This window comes from Paraglaciecola arctica, assembly GCF_018861065.1.
In the GTDB taxonomy this organism is placed as follows: Bacteria; Pseudomonadota; Gammaproteobacteria; order Enterobacterales; family Alteromonadaceae; genus Paraglaciecola; species Paraglaciecola arctica_B.
Map to the genome: position 1 here is coordinate 83,261 of NZ_JAHKQO010000019.1, position 15,102 is coordinate 98,362.

A 15,102-nucleotide genomic window follows, 5' to 3' on the forward strand; every position below is an offset into this window, starting at 1 on the left:
TATGTCTGCTGCCATGTTAGATAGAATTAAACGCTTAAAAGATCAGGTACCCCAAAGCCCTGTTGTTGCCTGTGGTAAATTGGTGCGTGGCATTGGGTTAACCCTCGAAGCGGTAGGTTGTCAAATGCCGGTTGGCAGTCAGTGCCTAATCCAAACTATGGACGGTGAAATTGAAGCTGAAGTGGTTGGTTTTGCTGAAGATATCACCTACTTGATGCCAACTGAAGCCGTTAAAGGCATTGTGCCCGGTTCAAGGGTTCAGCCACTCAATCGCGAACAAGGTTTAGCTGTTGGTATGGAATTACTAGGCAGGGTGGTCGATGGTAATGGTCAACCGCTAGATGGCTTAGGCCCAGTAAAAGCTGAAAAACGCGTTCCTTTGTCTAGACCTCCAATGAATCCGCTAATACGTAAACCCATTACTCTGCCGCTAGATGTAGGAGTAAGGGCTATTAATTCAATCATTACTGTCGGTTTAGGTCAGCGAATGGGCTTGTTTGCAGGAAGTGGTGTAGGTAAAAGTGTATTGATGGGCATGATGACCCGTGGAACCGCAGCTGATGTTGTAGTCGTTGGCTTGGTGGGGGAAAGAGGAAGAGAAGTAAAAGAATTTATCCAAGATATTTTGGGAGAAGAAGAACGTGCCAAATCAGTAGTAGTCGCATCACCTGCTGATACCTCACCGTTAATGCGATTAAAAGGTTGTGAAACAGCTGTCACTATTGCCGAGTATTTTCGAGATAAAGGTTTAAATGTACTACTGCTGATTGATTCGTTAACGCGTTATGCGATGGCGCAACGTGAAATAGCGTTAGCTGTAGGTGAGCCTCCCGCCACTAAGGGCTATCCGCCTTCGGTGTTTGCCAGACTACCAGCATTGGTTGAGCGTGCAGGAAATGGAAGCGAAAACCAAGGTTCCATCACCGCATTTTACACAGTTCTGACCGAAGGTGATGATTTACAGGATCCTATAGCCGATGCGGCCAGAGCAATTCTAGATGGTCATATAGTGCTTTCTAGAGATCTAGCCGATTCTGGTCATTATCCAGCAATAGATATAGAGGCTTCAATCAGTCGAGTGATGCCAATGGTGGTTCCCGAAGAACATGTTTTGGGAGCAAGACGAATTCGTCAAGTCTATTCAAATTATCAACGTAACCGTGACTTAATTAGTATCGGAGCGTATACCAAAGGTACGGATCCAAGGATTGATTTAGCAATTAACGCTGAACCCGCTATCAATGCCTTCTTGCAGCAAGGTATGCAACAAATTATCGGTTTTGAACAGAGTACTGCAGACATGGCCACGTTAAGTGGTGGTTTGGGTAAAGGGTAACGTTCTATGGCACAATCACAATTGCAGATGGTCGCGGACTGGGAGCGACAAAAAGAACAAAAGTTAGTGCAAGATTTTCAGCTGGCACAACAGTTTGCCCAAGATAACAAACAGAAACTTTCGGGATTGGAAAACTACCGCTTAAATTATTTGCGAGAAGCTCAAACCCGAGCAAAACAAGGTGTTGGTAGCGTTACTTTTGGTCAACATCAGCAATTTATTGGTAAGTTAGATAAAGCCTGTGAAATGCAGTTACAGACTTTAAACCAAGCAATACGAGTGGCCGATCAAAGGCGCATGCAGTGGTTGGCACAACAGCGAAAACGCAAGGCCGTAGAAATGTTATTGGATAAACAGCATCAAGCCAAACTAAAACGTGAAGCTAAATTAGAGCAAACAATGTTAGATGAATTGTCGCTTCAAAAATTTATGCGTAAGTAATGGTTGTCTACCTTACACTAGTCCATGTTATTGCTGCTTAAAAAACAAATTGGAATGGTCTTTGCTGAGTCATAGTTAATTACACAATATTAGGGTTAATCTAAAACTAGACTTATCACAGAAATGTTAATTAGAAACGACCGACATCTAAATATAATTCTTGTAAGTCAGTGGGTTAGCTGAAATGTCTCAGTTCGAGGGATAGCAAATAATGATGCAACATGTTGCCACCAGCAAATCAGAAATTGCCGCTTTTGCCACAGGTACAGAGTCTCATTCAAAGGTGGGTTCTGCAGCAAATACGCAATTTGGTCAGATACTGCAAGACCACGAAACGAGTGATCCCGTCATAGTTAAATCTAACTCTGCGACTTTAGGAGCCAACAAGCAGCAGGCTACTGAAATCGCAAAGCGTGATTCTTCTTCATTGAAGAGTGAAGACACAGTAAAAAATTCTTCTGTTTCAAATAGTCACTCAAAATCAGAAGAAACGGCTAAATCAGCTGCGTCACAAGATAAAATTTCTATTAAAGGAAAAGAACCAGTCGTTGACACAGAGAAACCTGAAAAGAGTACCGTTAACGGGGACGATGTCAGCGATGAAACACAAGCTGTGATACCTTCAAGCCAACAGCCTAAACAGGCAAGTGACAATTCATCTGAGATTGTTGCTGAAGAATGGGTCTTATTGATTGATAATCTAAAAAAGTTAGCAAGTGATGATGAGTCTATTTTATCTACTTTGCAGGAGCTTGACGGAACCCAAGTCGACTTATCATTACTCAGCCAATCGGAACAAGAATTATTAGAACAAATTGAACAGCGCTCTTTTGCCGACAATTCTCGGATTTCCTTGGACGGCTACGTTGCCGAGCCACGGGAAGACATCAAAGATTCAGATGCCTCAACAGTGAGCATTAAGAAGCGGGTGGAGCAAACTCTCTCCTCTGATGAAAGCCAAGAAAGTGACATCCAGAATTCTGAAAATAGTGATGTGTTGCTCACTAATTCACAATCCGTCAAGAATATATCTGAACTGGTTGATAAGGTGATAGTTGAGGTGCTAGCCATTTCTGACTCCAAAGAATTGTCCCAATCTGAAATCAAACAAAAAGCCGCTGAGTTGTTGTTGGAAAAGCCAGAGGTGCTGCAACAGCTAAATAGCAAGATACAGGAAATGACCCAGAAAGGTGACGTTGCGGATAGGAGCGTCATTGATGTGGCTAAAAGTGAGACTGATGAACAAACTAAAAGGGGCAATCAACCGTCAGAAAATACCCCTAAAATAGATATGTCGCTAGTCGAGGATAAAGATCTATTAAGAACCTTAGTTGCTGAAACTGATACAAAAAATACTCGAGAGCCTGCAAAAGTAGACAAGATAGCGGAGCCTAATGTGGCAAAACATCTAGTGCAATCGCTGCATACAGAAGTTGATCTAACAGCTGGCACTTCTGAAGCCGATTCAGCTGAATTAGTTGAACAAGAAGTGCAAATCAATCAAGAGTTGTCTAACAAACAACTCAACCCTAACAATGCCAATAAAGTACATGAAAATAGTGACATAAAAAGTATTTTGAATTTGACTGACGCTAAATTGGAAAAAGTTCTAGAAAATATTGCTCAGCGGGTTTTCGAAAATAAAAACACATCCGAGTCGAACCAGTCAGAAAAAATTGCATCACAGCTAGTTACACCTAAAGTAGCTGAAATAATTAACTCAAATGAGACCTCTACAAAAGACTTTGTTGCGGCTCTAAAGACTGGTTTAGAAGAGTTTAAGAATCAACTATCTCAAGGCAGAGAGCCGGGTATTGATTTGAAAGCTTTGATTTCTGACGCACTGTCTAAAAATACTGATTCGGCTGCGACAACAGTGGTTAAAACCCCTGTTAATTTAGAACAAATAGCCAGCAGTGTTTCTCAGGTATTGGATTTAGCACAATCTATCAACCGTTCAATTGAGGAACGTCATGATCAAATATATAGCGCGACATCGAGAGACGTGGCCCAAGTTCAAGGTGAGCAAAGTAAGCAGTTACAACTCAACCAGCTTGAGTCAAAGTTTGATAAAGCCGTCAATATAACCAAGCCAGAAGGCCATCAACAATTGGCTGAAAAAGTTCGTTGGATGGTTAATACTAAAAATCTTGTTGCTGAAATTCGACTTGATCCCGCTGAGCTAGGATCAGTAAACGTCAAAGTCGCAGTGTCCGGAGAGTCTGCTACTGTGAATTTTGTGGTTCAGTCGCAACTAGCAAGAGATGCCGTTGACAACGCCACCCCAAGGTTAAGAGAAATGTTGGCAGAAAAAGGTATTGAACTTGGTCAGTCATCAGTGCGTCAAGAAAGTGATGGTCAACAAAACCAAGGCGAAGGTGAATTTACTCGTCAAGGTGCTGGTAAAGATGAAATAGACAGCCTTGAGGTACCAGAGCAAGTATTAGCCCAACAAAATATTGTTAATGGGGCCTTAGGTGGCATCGATTATTTTGTATAAATTGAGGATAAAATTGCAACTAAATGGGCTAAAGGGCTTTGCCAAATTAGCTTTGGGCCTGATACTAATACTAGTGTTTAGTAATTTGAGAGATTAGCATGGCTGAAGAAGAGTTAAAAATGGAAGAAGGCGGCAAAAAAAGCAAACTGATTATTATCATCGTTGCTGTTGTCGTACTCATTGCGGGTGGAGGTGCTGCCTATTTCTTTTTGATGGGAGACGATGCCGCAGACGCGCCAGCTGTTGATGGAGAGCCTATGGCGCAAGGTGAAGCAGGAGGCCCTGCCATTGTTAAAACTGGCACAGCGTTGTATGTCGCGATGCCTAGACCCTTCGTATTTAATGTACCCGGTTCAACCCGAGACCGATTGGTTGAAATTAAAGTGCAGTTAATGATGCGAGGTTCCGATAACGAAGAACAAGCTAAAATGCATATTCCTTTGATTGAAGGTACCTTGTTAAAAATATTTAGTACTGCAAATGCTGATGACTTAGTCACAGAGGCAGGTAAAATTGCGATTCGTGATAGTGCTTTGAAAGAAGTGCAAAAAACCATGATGAACGTTAGCGGTAATCAAACTGTTGAAGAAGTTCTTTTTACTGGTTTTGTTATGCAGTAATCACTGATTAGTTAATGAGAGAGTTAGATTGAGCGATTTATTATCCCAAGACGAAATTGATGCACTATTACATGGTGTAGACGATGTTGAAGAAGAAGAAGTTGACAGTGGCGTCTCTGATGGCTCGGCTATGGAATACGATTTTTCTTCCCAAGACAGGATCGTCCGTGGGCGTATGCCAACTCTTGAAATCGTTAACGAACGATTTGCTCGTCATATGCGCGTCAGTTTATTTAATATGATGCGTCGCTCAGCTGAAGTCTCTATTAATGGCATCCAAATGATTAAATTTGGAGAGTACATCCATACCTTGTTTGTGCCTACTAGTTTAAATATGGTGCGTTTCCGTCCTCTTAAAGGTACGGGTTTGATTACCATGGAAGCTAGGTTAGTGTTTATTTTGGTTGATAACTTTTTTGGTGGTGACGGTCGCTATCACGCTAAAATTGAAGGGCGGGAGTTTACTCCAACTGAACGTCGTATTATTCAAATGTTGTTGAAACTTATCTTTGAAGACTATAAAGAAGCTTGGGCGCCAGTTATGGATGTTTCGTTTGAGTATCTTGACTCAGAAGTTAATCCTGCGATGGCCAATATAGTGAGTCCAACAGAAGTCGTTGTCATCAGTTCTTTTCACATTGAATTAGACGGCGGTGGTGGTGATTTCCACGTATCTCTACCGTATTCAATGTTAGAACCCATTCGTGAGCTATTAGATGCCGGTGTGCAAAGTGATAAAGAAGACACTGATTTGCGCTGGAGCAAAGCGTTACGAGATGAAATTATGGATGTGGAAGTCGCGTTATCAACACATATGATGGATTTAAAGTTGTCCTTAGAAGATGTCATGGAGCTTGAAGCCGGTTTTGTGATCCCCATCGAAATGCCTGAGCATATTACGGTGTTAATCGAAGATTTACCGACTTTTAGAGCTAAGTTAGGTCGCTCCAGAGATAACGTAGCACTTAAGATCATTGAGAAAATTCCGCGCCCGACTTCTGTGAAGTCTGAGCTGCAACTGTTAACAAAAGGCGGTCGAAGAATTGACAGCGACGCCGAATTACAAACCCTTGAAGATGACTGGTAAATCCCGTCATCAAGAGTATGGAGTAAATTATGAGTGAAGAAGACGGTTTAGATGATTGGGCAGCGGCAATGGCCGAACAAGCCGATGAAGAGAGTAAGCAAGAAGGCGCTGATGCACAGTCTATTGCGGGGGCCGAGGTAGCCGAACTTGAAGAGTTTGATGAAGATCACGAAATAACGCCTAAAGAAAAACGCAAGTTAGATACCATTTTAGACATTCCTGTGACTATCTCTATGGAAGTGGGTCGTAGTAATATTAGCATTAGAAATTTACTACAGTTGAACCAAGGGTCAGTAGTGGAACTTGACCGAGTTGCTGGAGAGCCATTAGATGTTTTAGTAAATGGCACGTTGATTGCTCATGGAGAAGTAGTAGTAGTCAACGATAAATTTGGTATTCGATTAACTGATGTTATTAGTCAACTGGAAAGAATTAAAAAGCTTAGATAAACAAAATCCTTATAAAACATGGGTTTGGATAACTCTTTGCTCATGTTTAAGTGTTTCTTTTGAGGCCAATTCGGCGCCTCAATCTCTATCAAACCCAACTTCAATAGTGTCAATATTCCTGTCTTTATTGCTGGTTATTGGCGTTGTTTTTATGTTGGCGTTCCTGATGCGTCGGTTTAATGTCACTCAATCTGGTACTTCAAATCTTAAAGTTGTCGCGTCTATGATGGCTGGTACCAAAGAACGAGTCATGGTGATTGAAGTCGCGGGTGAGCAACATTTGTTGGGAGTGACTGCTCATAATATTAATCACCTGGCGACCCTTGCTAACCCAATTACTACTGCGACGTCTTCATCCTCCGGAAATGATAAATTCAAAGATAAACTTACGCTGTTTATGGCAGGTAAAATAAATCCAGCAATGACTCAAAATGACAAGACCTCTACTAAATCTGAGAGTGAAAAGTCATGAAAAAAATATCCTTAAAACTTTGTTTAATACTCGTGCTTAGTCTTGTCTGTGGTCAGGTCTTAGCTGAGCCGGGGATCCCAGCGTTAACCCTTACTGATAATCCAGACGGTAGTCAAGAATATACTATGACTTTGCAAGTCGTAGCTATCATGACTGCACTGAGTCTGTTACCTGCTTTTGTGATGATGATGACGTCTTTTACAAGGATCATCATTGTTTTATCGATTTTACGTCAAGCAATTGGTTTGCAGCAATCGCCCTCTAATCAAATCTTAATTGGTGTCAGTTTATTTTTGTCGATGTTTATCATGGCTCCTGTGTTTGAAAAGATGAATGAAACGGCATTGCAACCCTACTTAAATGAAGAAATTACTTCAATTCAGGCCTATGAATTAGGCAAAGAACCCTTGCGTGCCTTTATGTTGGCGCAAACTCGGGTTAAGGATTTGGAAACTTTCGTGCAAATAGGGGGTATGGACGGACAATTTCAAGATCCCGTTGACGTACCAATGAATGTGCTGATTCCTGCGTTCGTAACGAGCGAACTAAAAACAGCATTTCAAATTGGTTTTATGTTGTTTATCCCCTTTTTGATTCTCGATTTAGTGGTTGCTTCGATCTTAATGGCCATGGGCATGATGATGTTGTCACCCATGATCGTGTCATTACCATTTAAACTGATGTTATTCGTTTTAGTAGACGGCTGGAATTTAGTTTTTGGTACCTTAGCTAACAGTTTTGGTATGGGGTAGCGTATGTTAATTAGCTATGTAAATAAGGTATACCTGTGAGTCCAGAGGTCTTTGTAGAAATTCTTAAAGAAGCGTTGCAGATGGTTATTCTGTTGGTTTCAGCGATCATTCTGCCGAGTTTATTTGTGGGATTAATCGTGGCCGTGTTTCAGGCTGCGACTTCAATTAATGAACAAACTATGAGTTTTCTGCCACGGCTAATTGTGACTTTGTTAGCACTAAGTTGGGGAGGACATTGGTTAGTACAAAAGCTTATGGACTTCTTTTTCACTATAGTCGAGCGTATTCCAGAAGTGGTGGGGTAGATACCATGACTTTTCAGGTTTTAGGTTAAAATCTTGGATATAACCACAACTACTATCATGCAGTATTTGGCCGACTTATTGTTGCCATTTATGCGCGTAGCTGGGCTTTTTACTTCCATGGTTGGGTTAAGTGCTAAAACTGTGGCTCCGACTACCCGAGCGTTATTAACGTTATTTTTAACCCTGATTATCATCCCAGTTATACCACCTGTGCCCATTCCAGCTGCAGAGCTTTTTTCTGTGGGAACTTTTTTGTTAGTGATACAGCAGCTAATCATAGGAATTGCTTTAGGGTTTATATCCAATATGGTGCTCAATACCTTTGTTTTAGCTGGACAAATAGTAGCCTTGCAGACCGGATTAGGTTTCGCATCTATTGTAGATCCTGTAAATGGAATTAATGTACCAGCGGTCGGGCAGTTTTATCTTATTTTGGCCACTTTACTCTTTTGGGCATTAGATGGGCACTTAGCGATGATCCGTATGGTTGTGATGAGTTTCGAAGCTTTTCCAATTGGTGTGGCTTGGTTTGCCCCTGAGCAATTTAGAGACATCGCGCACTGGGCAGGTTGGATGTTTATTTCAGCCGTCACCATTTCTCTGGCACCTATTGTGTCGTTGCTTATTGTCAACTTAGCTTTTGGAGTCATGACTAAAGCTGCGCCGCAATTGAATATTTTTAGTATCGGTTTTGCTATCGCGCAAATTATGGGACTTCTAATAATTTGGTTAACTTTAGACAACTTAACCCATCATTTTGAAGTGATGTGGGATCGGGCACAGAGCATGATGTGTCAGTTAGTGTTAGTTTGTCCATAGAATAACGGGAGGAAATCATGTCTGATGCAAACGAAAAAACAGAAGAACCCACCTCCAAAAAAATTGAGGACTCCCGTAAAAAAGGTCAAATCGCCCGTTCTAAAGAATTGTCAACCGCTTTAGTTTTAATCTCGAGTGCCGTGAGTTTTTTACTGATTGGTTCGATGATTGCCAGCGCCATATTCGAAGTGACACAACGTACCTTCACTTTGTCTCGGGATGAAACCTATGATTTTACCCACATGTTTCAAGCTTGGGGGTATGCTTTCGATACAATTAGCATGCCTGTATTGTTGTACATGGTGATTGTGACTATTGCAGGGATCTACGGAAATATTGCGCTAGGTGGTTATAATTTCACCTGGGATGGCGCGAAACCCAAAGCACAAAAAATAAGCCCAATAGCAGGGTTTAAACGTATGTTCGGTATGAACAGCGTGGTGGAATTATTGAAAGCGATCGCTAAATTTGTAGTGGTTGCTTTAATGGCTTATATCGCATTGATAACGTTTCAGGATGAAGCATTACATTTGGACTTAGAGTTGTACCCTCGTAATTTATTTCACGCGATGGAGTTAATTGCTTGGGGATTTTTAATCATGTGTTGTGCTTTGATCCCTATTGCTGTTTTTGATGTGCCTTATCAGAACTATAAACACAATAAAGAAATGAAAATGTCTATGCAGGAAGTCAAAGACGAACGTAAAAATGCTGATGGTGATCCCCAAGTAAAAAGTAGAATTCGTAAGTTACAATACCAAGCCGCTGCAAATCGTATGATGCAAGAAGTGCCGAATGCAGATGTGGTTGTCACTAACCCCACTCATTTTTCTGTGGCATTAAAGTACGACCAGTTCGGTACTCGTGCGCCAACCTTAGTGGCAAAAGGGGTGGACGAAATGGCCATGCATATTCGTACCATCGCTAACGCACACGAGGTGCCAATTGTTGCGTCTCCAATGTTGGCAAGGGCTATTTATTATTCTACTGAAGCTGAGCATGAAATTCCTGAGAAATTGTTTATGGCTGTTGCTCAAGTTCTAGCCTACGTTTATCAATTGAAAGCCTTTAAACAAGGCAAAGGTAAGCGTCCTAAACCTCTAAATCGCAATTTACCGATCCCACCAGAATTAAGGCGTTAAATTCAACTTGTTACTCGATCATTATCGTTTCTATGATACTTGGCGCGCTAGTTGCTTTTATTGTTATTAAGGTCAACAAAATTAACAAAGCGTCAATAATTCGTTTATGCAACTCACATCGTATTTAGGTAGGTTTGATAAAAACCAATTAAAGTCAGTTACATCTGGGTTAGGAGCGCCAATAGTCTTGTTGGCCATAATGGGCATGGTGATTTTACCTATGCCTGCATTTCTTCTAGATATTCTTTTCAGTTTTAATATTGCTCTTTCCTTGGTTGTTATTTTGGTTTCGGTTTTTACCAAGAAACCCGTTGATTTTGGCATATTTCCACTAGTGTTACTTATCGCCACAGTTTTGAGACTTGCCTTAAATGTAGCGTCAACCAGGATAGTTTTATTAGAGGGCCATGAAGGTGGAGACGCCGCAGGTAAAGTAATTCAAGCCTTCGGAGAAGTAGTAATTGGTGGGAACTATGCCGTTGGTATAGTGGTATTTGCGATTTTACTTATTATTAATTTTAAAGTTGTTACCGCTGGTGCAGGGCGTATTTCTGAAGTCAGCGCGCGTTTTACTTTAGATGCTATGCCCGGCAAACAAATGGCAATTGACGCTGATTTAAATGCGGGATTTATTGATTCTGATGAAGCCCGTAAACGGCGTTTTGAGATCACAAGCGAAGCAGACTTTTATGGCTCGATGGACGGTGCTTCTAAATTTGTCAAAGGTGATGCCATTGCGGGTTTATTCATCATGTTAATTAATATTGTCGGTGGCTTATTTATTGGCATGATCCAGCATGACTTGGCATTTGGAGACGCAATTGAAATTTATACCTTATTAACAATTGGTGATGGTTTAGTGGCACAAATTCCATCATTACTGCTTTCAGTTGCCACTGCCATTATTGTGACGAGAGAAAATGACTCACAGGAAATGGGGAATGAATTAAGTCGACAGTTAGGCAATCAAAGAGCTTTATATATTACCTCGGCAATTTTATTTGTGATGGGTATCGTACCAGGAATGCCGCACATTGCCTTTTTAGGGTTTAGTGCTGTAGTAGGTGGTTACGCGTATTACAGCTATTGGCGAGCACAGAAAATAGCCAATGAGCCAGAAGAGGTGAAATCGTTACCTGAACAAAATCAACAACCATTAGAAGTGAAGGAGCTTGGTTGGGACGACGTTCAGCATGTTGATACTATTGGGCTAGAAGTGGGCTATAGACTCATCCCGCTGGTGGATAAAGCTCAGGGCGGAGAACTGCTTACCCGCATTAAAGGGGTACGAAAAAAACTGTCACAAGAATTGGGTTTCCTTATTCCTCCAGTACATATTCGCGACAACTTAGACCTGAGTCCAAACAATTATACTATCGCCATGTTAGGGGTCACTGTTGGTGAAGCGGAATTGAGCCACGATGATGAATTGGCTATTAACCCTGGGCAAGTGTTCGGAAAATTAGAAGGAAAAGTGACCAAAGACCCAGCATTTGGATTGGATGCCGTATGGATCAGGGCAAACCAAAGAGAGCACGCGCAAACCTTAGGATATACGGTGGTCGACGCCGCTACTGTTGTGGCTACTCATCTAAGTCAATTGTTAACCAATAATGCCTACCAGTTGTTAGGCCACGAAGAAGTACAGCAATTATTAGACTTGTTAGCTAAAAATAGCCCTAAATTAGTTGAAGGTTTGGTGCCTGACATATTGCCTTTGAGTACTGTGGTTAAAGTTCTGCAAACCATGCTTTACGAAGGTGTGCCAATTAGAGATATGCGCAGCATAGTGCAGACCTTGTGTGAGTTTGGTCCTAAAAGCCAAGATCCAGATGTATTGGTATCAGCGGTACGTATTGCCCTTAAGCGTTTAATTGTTCAAGAGATTAATGGCGGATTGCCAGAGATACCGGTTATTACCTTGGCTCCAGAACTGGAACAGATGTTGCACCAGTCACTCCAAGCAGGCGGTGCTGATGGAGCGGGTATAGAGCCAGGCCTTGCAGAACGGTTGCAAGGTTCGTTAAACGAAGCGGCTCAACAACAAGAATTAGCTGGCGAACCCGCAGTTTTATTGACTTCGGGTATGTTGAGACCGGTATTGTCGAAGTTCTTAAAACACTCGGTGAGTGGTTTACATGTATTGTCTTATCAGGAAATACCAGATGACAAACAAATTAAAATTGTCAGTGCCGTGGGTCAATAATATGACGGGTTCAAATGAAGTAGTGTGGGTATTTAAGGGGTATATATGAAAATCAGACGGTTTTATGGCAAAGACATGCGGGAAGCACTCAAACAGGTAAAGGATGAGTTGGGTGGTGATGCGGTCATTATGTCAAACAAAAAACATGCTGACGGTATCGAAATAGTCGCTGCTTACGATAAAGAGCCTGTCGCACAAATTTTGGACAGCAAAACTGAATCGAAGGGCCAAACCCAAATACCAAGAAAAACCCCTACTTTGAGTGAGATTATTGGTGATACAGGTCCTGATAGTTTAAAAGCGTTATTAGAAAAACAGGCAAATTCTGCTTCTCCAGCGCAAACTAAAGAAATAAAGCAGGAGCCTGAAACGCATCCACAGTATTATTCAAATAATCCAGCTCCCACAAAGCAAGATTCCCAGCAGCAAGATGCACTAAAAGAAATGCGCCAAGAATTATCCTCTTTACGTCACATTCTCCAGTTTCAGGTGTCGGGGTTGATTGAACAAGAAAAGAATCGTAAACATCCTTTGCACGGATATTTGTTCCAAAGATTACAGCAAATGGGGATTTCGGATTCGTTGGCTGAGGAAGTGGTTTCATATGCTCCCGAAGAGGCTGATGAAAGAGAATCTTGGTTATTCCTCTTAAAACTATTAGCTAATAGACTACAAACCAAACATGATGATATCTTATCGCAAGCGGGCGTAGTGGCATTGATGGGCCCCACTGGTACAGGTAAAACCACCACTATCGCAAAGCTAGCGGCACAAGCCGCTCATAAGTTTGGTGCAGATCAAGTGGCGATTATTACCTTAGATAATTATCGAATTGGTGCATTTGAGCAGATTGCGACTTACGGAAAAATTATAGGTTGTAGCGTTAAACAAGCTCAAAATTCAAACGAACTATCAGATTTACTTTATCAATTTAGAAATAAACGTTTAGTATTGGTAGATACTGCGGGTTTTAGTCAAAAAGATGCTAGGCTAATCAAGCAGTTAGATACAATGAAACAGAATTCTTGTGCTAACATTAGACATTATCTGGTGATGCAAGCAAACTGCCAATACCGAGTTATGCAACAAACTATAAATGAGTATCGACAGATTTCTCTGCAAGGGTGTATATTGACTAAGTTAGATGAGTGTTACAGCTTAGGAGAGGTAATTAGCGTGGCAATTGAGAACAAACTACAGATTTGTTATTTGGCTGACGGGCAACGAGTACCTGAAGATTTGCAACCTGCAAGTACAAAATTTTTAATTACTAGTGCTGCGAAGCTTTATAAAAAATTCGGTTTAATTCATACTAGTCCTAATCACGTTAATAACGCAGTAGTGGCAGTATGATTGAGGACCAAGCGAGTAGCTTAAGAAGAATGAATCAATCTAGGTTAATAAAAGTAATAGCCGTGACCGGCGGAAAAGGTGGTGTTGGGAAAACAAATGTTACCCTCAATACCGCAATATCACTCGCTCAGCAAGGCAAGAGAGTCATGGTGTTGGATGCCGATTTAGGCCTCGCTAACGTTGATGTGCTTTTAGGTCTTCGAGTGGAGAAAAACCTTTCTCACGTTTTGTCTGGCGAATGTACTTTAGATGAAGTGCTTGTTGAAGGTCCTTATGGGATCAAGATTGCTCCAGCCACCTCTGGTAGCCAATCGATGACAGAACTAACTGCTACCGAACATGCAGGTCTCATTCGGGCTTTCAGTGAATTACAATCACAAATTGATGTATTGATTGTTGATACAGCGGCTGGTATATCAGATATGGTATTAAGCTTTTCCAAAGCATCACAGGATATCATGATGGTAGTGTGTGATGAGCCGACGTCTCTAACCGATGCTTACGCTTTGATAAAAATCCTGAATAAAGAACATGGTATATTTAGATTTAAGATTGTTGCTAATATGGTGCGCAGTATGCGTGAAGGCGACGAGCTATTTTCAAAATTGACTAAGGTAACTAATAGATTTTTAGATGTGGCATTAGAACTTGTGGCTGTGATCCCGTTTGATGAAAATGTCCGAAAATCAGTAAGAAAACAAAAAGCTGTAGTTGAGGCATTTCCAACTTCACCCGCAGCTATGGCTATTAGAAGACTTGCTAAGAAAGCGATGGAATGGCCCATTCCCAATCAACCAGGTGGCCATTTAGAGTTTTTCCTTGAACAATTGGTCACAAATAAAAAAGTAGTAGGCGATAACAGGTGAATAGTAAAGCTGCCGCTTACCAACAATTAGCCGATAAAAATGAGTTGGTAGAAAGACACGCATCTTTGGTTAAGCGAATTGCGCATCATTTAATTGCTCGTTTGCCTGCTAGTGTATTAGTCGATGATTTAATACAGGCGGGTATGATAGGCTTACTAGAAGCGTCGAGAAATTTTGACGGTAGCAAAGGTGCCAGTTTTGAAACGTTCGCAGGGATCCGTATTAGAGGATCAATGTTAGATGAAATACGCAAAGGAGATTGGACGCCCCGTTCTGTGCATAAAAATGGTCGCGCGATTACCGAAGCGATTAATCAAGTAGAACGTGAAACCGGGCGAGACGCCAGAGACCTAGATGTAGCAGTCAAGCTAGAAGTCAGCATTGAAAGTTATCACCAGATGTTAAATGAGGTGAATGCTGGAAAAATTATTGGGATAGAAGATTTAGGCGTTACGGAAGATGTCATAAGTACACAACAAACCAAAGGTTCAGACACGCCCTTTGAAGATTTTCTTCAAGGTTCGTTTCAAAAAGCACTGGCTCATGCCATTACTACATTGCCAGAGCGTGAAGCAATTGTATTGTCTCTATACTATGATGAAGAGCTGAATTTAAGAGAAATTGGTGAAGTACTGGATGTAAGTGAATCCAGAGTGAGTCAAATACATAGCCAAGCGATGTTAAAGCTTAAGTCTCGCATGCAGTCTTGGCGTTCAAACGAAAAATAATTATAGCAATAAAGTTGGGTTTTAAA

15 protein-coding genes are annotated in these 15,102 nt (G+C 41.3%); all 15 read left to right on the forward strand.

Annotated elements, in window-relative coordinates; genetic code table 11:
* The first annotated feature begins 1 nt into the window (after window position 1).
* The 15 genes from fliI to KO534_RS07910 all read left to right on the forward strand — a co-directional run bounded on the left by fliI (window position 2) and on the right by KO534_RS07910 (window position 15,076).
* Window positions 2-1,336: a flagellar protein export ATPase FliI gene (gene fliI / locus KO534_RS07840; RefSeq protein ID WP_215929096.1), complete on the forward strand. Its 1,335-nt coding sequence runs from the start codon at window positions 2-4 to the stop codon at window positions 1,334-1,336.
* A gap of 6 nt (window positions 1,337-1,342) precedes the next feature.
* Window positions 1,343-1,777: a flagellar export protein FliJ gene (fliJ, locus tag KO534_RS07845; protein ID WP_215929097.1), complete on the forward strand. Its 435-nt coding sequence runs from the start codon at window positions 1,343-1,345 to the stop codon at window positions 1,775-1,777.
* Between the two features lie 211 nt (window positions 1,778-1,988).
* Window positions 1,989-4,277 (forward strand): flagellar hook-length control protein FliK, encoded by a 2,289-nt coding sequence (locus KO534_RS07850; protein ID WP_215929098.1) that lies wholly within the window; start codon window positions 1,989-1,991, stop codon window positions 4,275-4,277.
* A 98-nt stretch (window positions 4,278-4,375) separates the two neighbouring features.
* Window positions 4,376-4,897 carry a flagellar basal body-associated protein FliL gene (fliL, locus tag KO534_RS07855; protein WP_215929099.1) on the forward strand — a complete coding sequence of 174 codons (522 nt, stop codon included), beginning with the start codon at window positions 4,376-4,378 and terminating at the stop codon, window positions 4,895-4,897.
* Window positions 4,898-4,925: 28 nt separating this feature from the next.
* Window positions 4,926-5,984: a flagellar motor switch protein FliM gene (fliM, locus tag KO534_RS07860; RefSeq protein ID WP_215929100.1), complete on the forward strand. Its 1,059-nt coding sequence runs from the start codon at window positions 4,926-4,928 to the stop codon at window positions 5,982-5,984.
* A 29-nt stretch (window positions 5,985-6,013) separates the two neighbouring features.
* Window positions 6,014-6,433 carry a flagellar motor switch protein FliN gene (gene fliN, locus KO534_RS07865; RefSeq protein ID WP_215929101.1) on the forward strand — a complete coding sequence of 140 codons (420 nt, stop codon included), beginning with the start codon at window positions 6,014-6,016 and terminating at the stop codon, window positions 6,431-6,433.
* The gene (gene fliO / locus KO534_RS23605; protein WP_215929102.1) at window positions 6,393-6,905 is read left to right on the forward strand and encodes a flagellar biosynthetic protein FliO; all 513 of its coding nucleotides are present in this window, start codon (window positions 6,393-6,395) and stop codon (window positions 6,903-6,905) included. The genes fliN and fliO overlap by 41 nt, the downstream gene beginning before the upstream one ends.
* The gene (gene fliP / locus KO534_RS07875; RefSeq protein WP_215929103.1) at window positions 6,902-7,657 is read left to right on the forward strand and encodes a flagellar type III secretion system pore protein FliP; all 756 of its coding nucleotides are present in this window, start codon (window positions 6,902-6,904) and stop codon (window positions 7,655-7,657) included. The genes fliO and fliP overlap by 4 nt, the downstream gene beginning before the upstream one ends.
* A 35-nt stretch (window positions 7,658-7,692) precedes the next feature.
* Window positions 7,693-7,962, forward strand: coding sequence for a flagellar biosynthesis protein FliQ (gene fliQ / locus KO534_RS07880; RefSeq protein WP_215929104.1), 270 nt, complete (start codon window positions 7,693-7,695; stop codon window positions 7,960-7,962).
* Window positions 7,963-8,019: 57 nt separating this feature from the next.
* A complete protein-coding gene (gene fliR, locus KO534_RS07885) occupies window positions 8,020-8,781 on the forward strand; it encodes a flagellar biosynthetic protein FliR (protein ID WP_436836579.1) in 762 nt (253 codons plus the stop codon).
* A gap of 17 nt (window positions 8,782-8,798) precedes the next feature.
* Window positions 8,799-9,923, forward strand: a complete 1,125-nt coding sequence (gene flhB / locus KO534_RS07890; RefSeq protein ID WP_215929106.1) for a flagellar biosynthesis protein FlhB — start codon at window positions 8,799-8,801, stop codon at window positions 9,921-9,923.
* Window positions 9,924-10,029: 106 nt separating this feature from the next.
* The gene (flhA, locus tag KO534_RS07895; RefSeq protein WP_215929107.1) at window positions 10,030-12,129 is read left to right on the forward strand and encodes a flagellar biosynthesis protein FlhA; all 2,100 of its coding nucleotides are present in this window, start codon (window positions 10,030-10,032) and stop codon (window positions 12,127-12,129) included.
* 45 nt (window positions 12,130-12,174) lie between these two features.
* Window positions 12,175-13,482, forward strand: coding sequence for a flagellar biosynthesis protein FlhF (gene flhF, locus KO534_RS07900; protein WP_215929108.1), 1,308 nt, complete (start codon window positions 12,175-12,177; stop codon window positions 13,480-13,482).
* The gene (locus tag KO534_RS07905) at window positions 13,479-14,348 is read left to right on the forward strand and encodes a MinD/ParA family ATP-binding protein (protein ID WP_215929109.1); all 870 of its coding nucleotides are present in this window, start codon (window positions 13,479-13,481) and stop codon (window positions 14,346-14,348) included. Before flhF ends, KO534_RS07905 begins: the two co-directional genes overlap by 4 nt.
* Window positions 14,345-15,076 carry an RNA polymerase sigma factor FliA gene (locus KO534_RS07910; protein WP_215929110.1) on the forward strand — a complete coding sequence of 244 codons (732 nt, stop codon included), beginning with the start codon at window positions 14,345-14,347 and terminating at the stop codon, window positions 15,074-15,076. Before KO534_RS07905 ends, KO534_RS07910 begins: the two co-directional genes overlap by 4 nt.
* Window positions 15,077-15,102 lie beyond the last annotated feature (26 nt).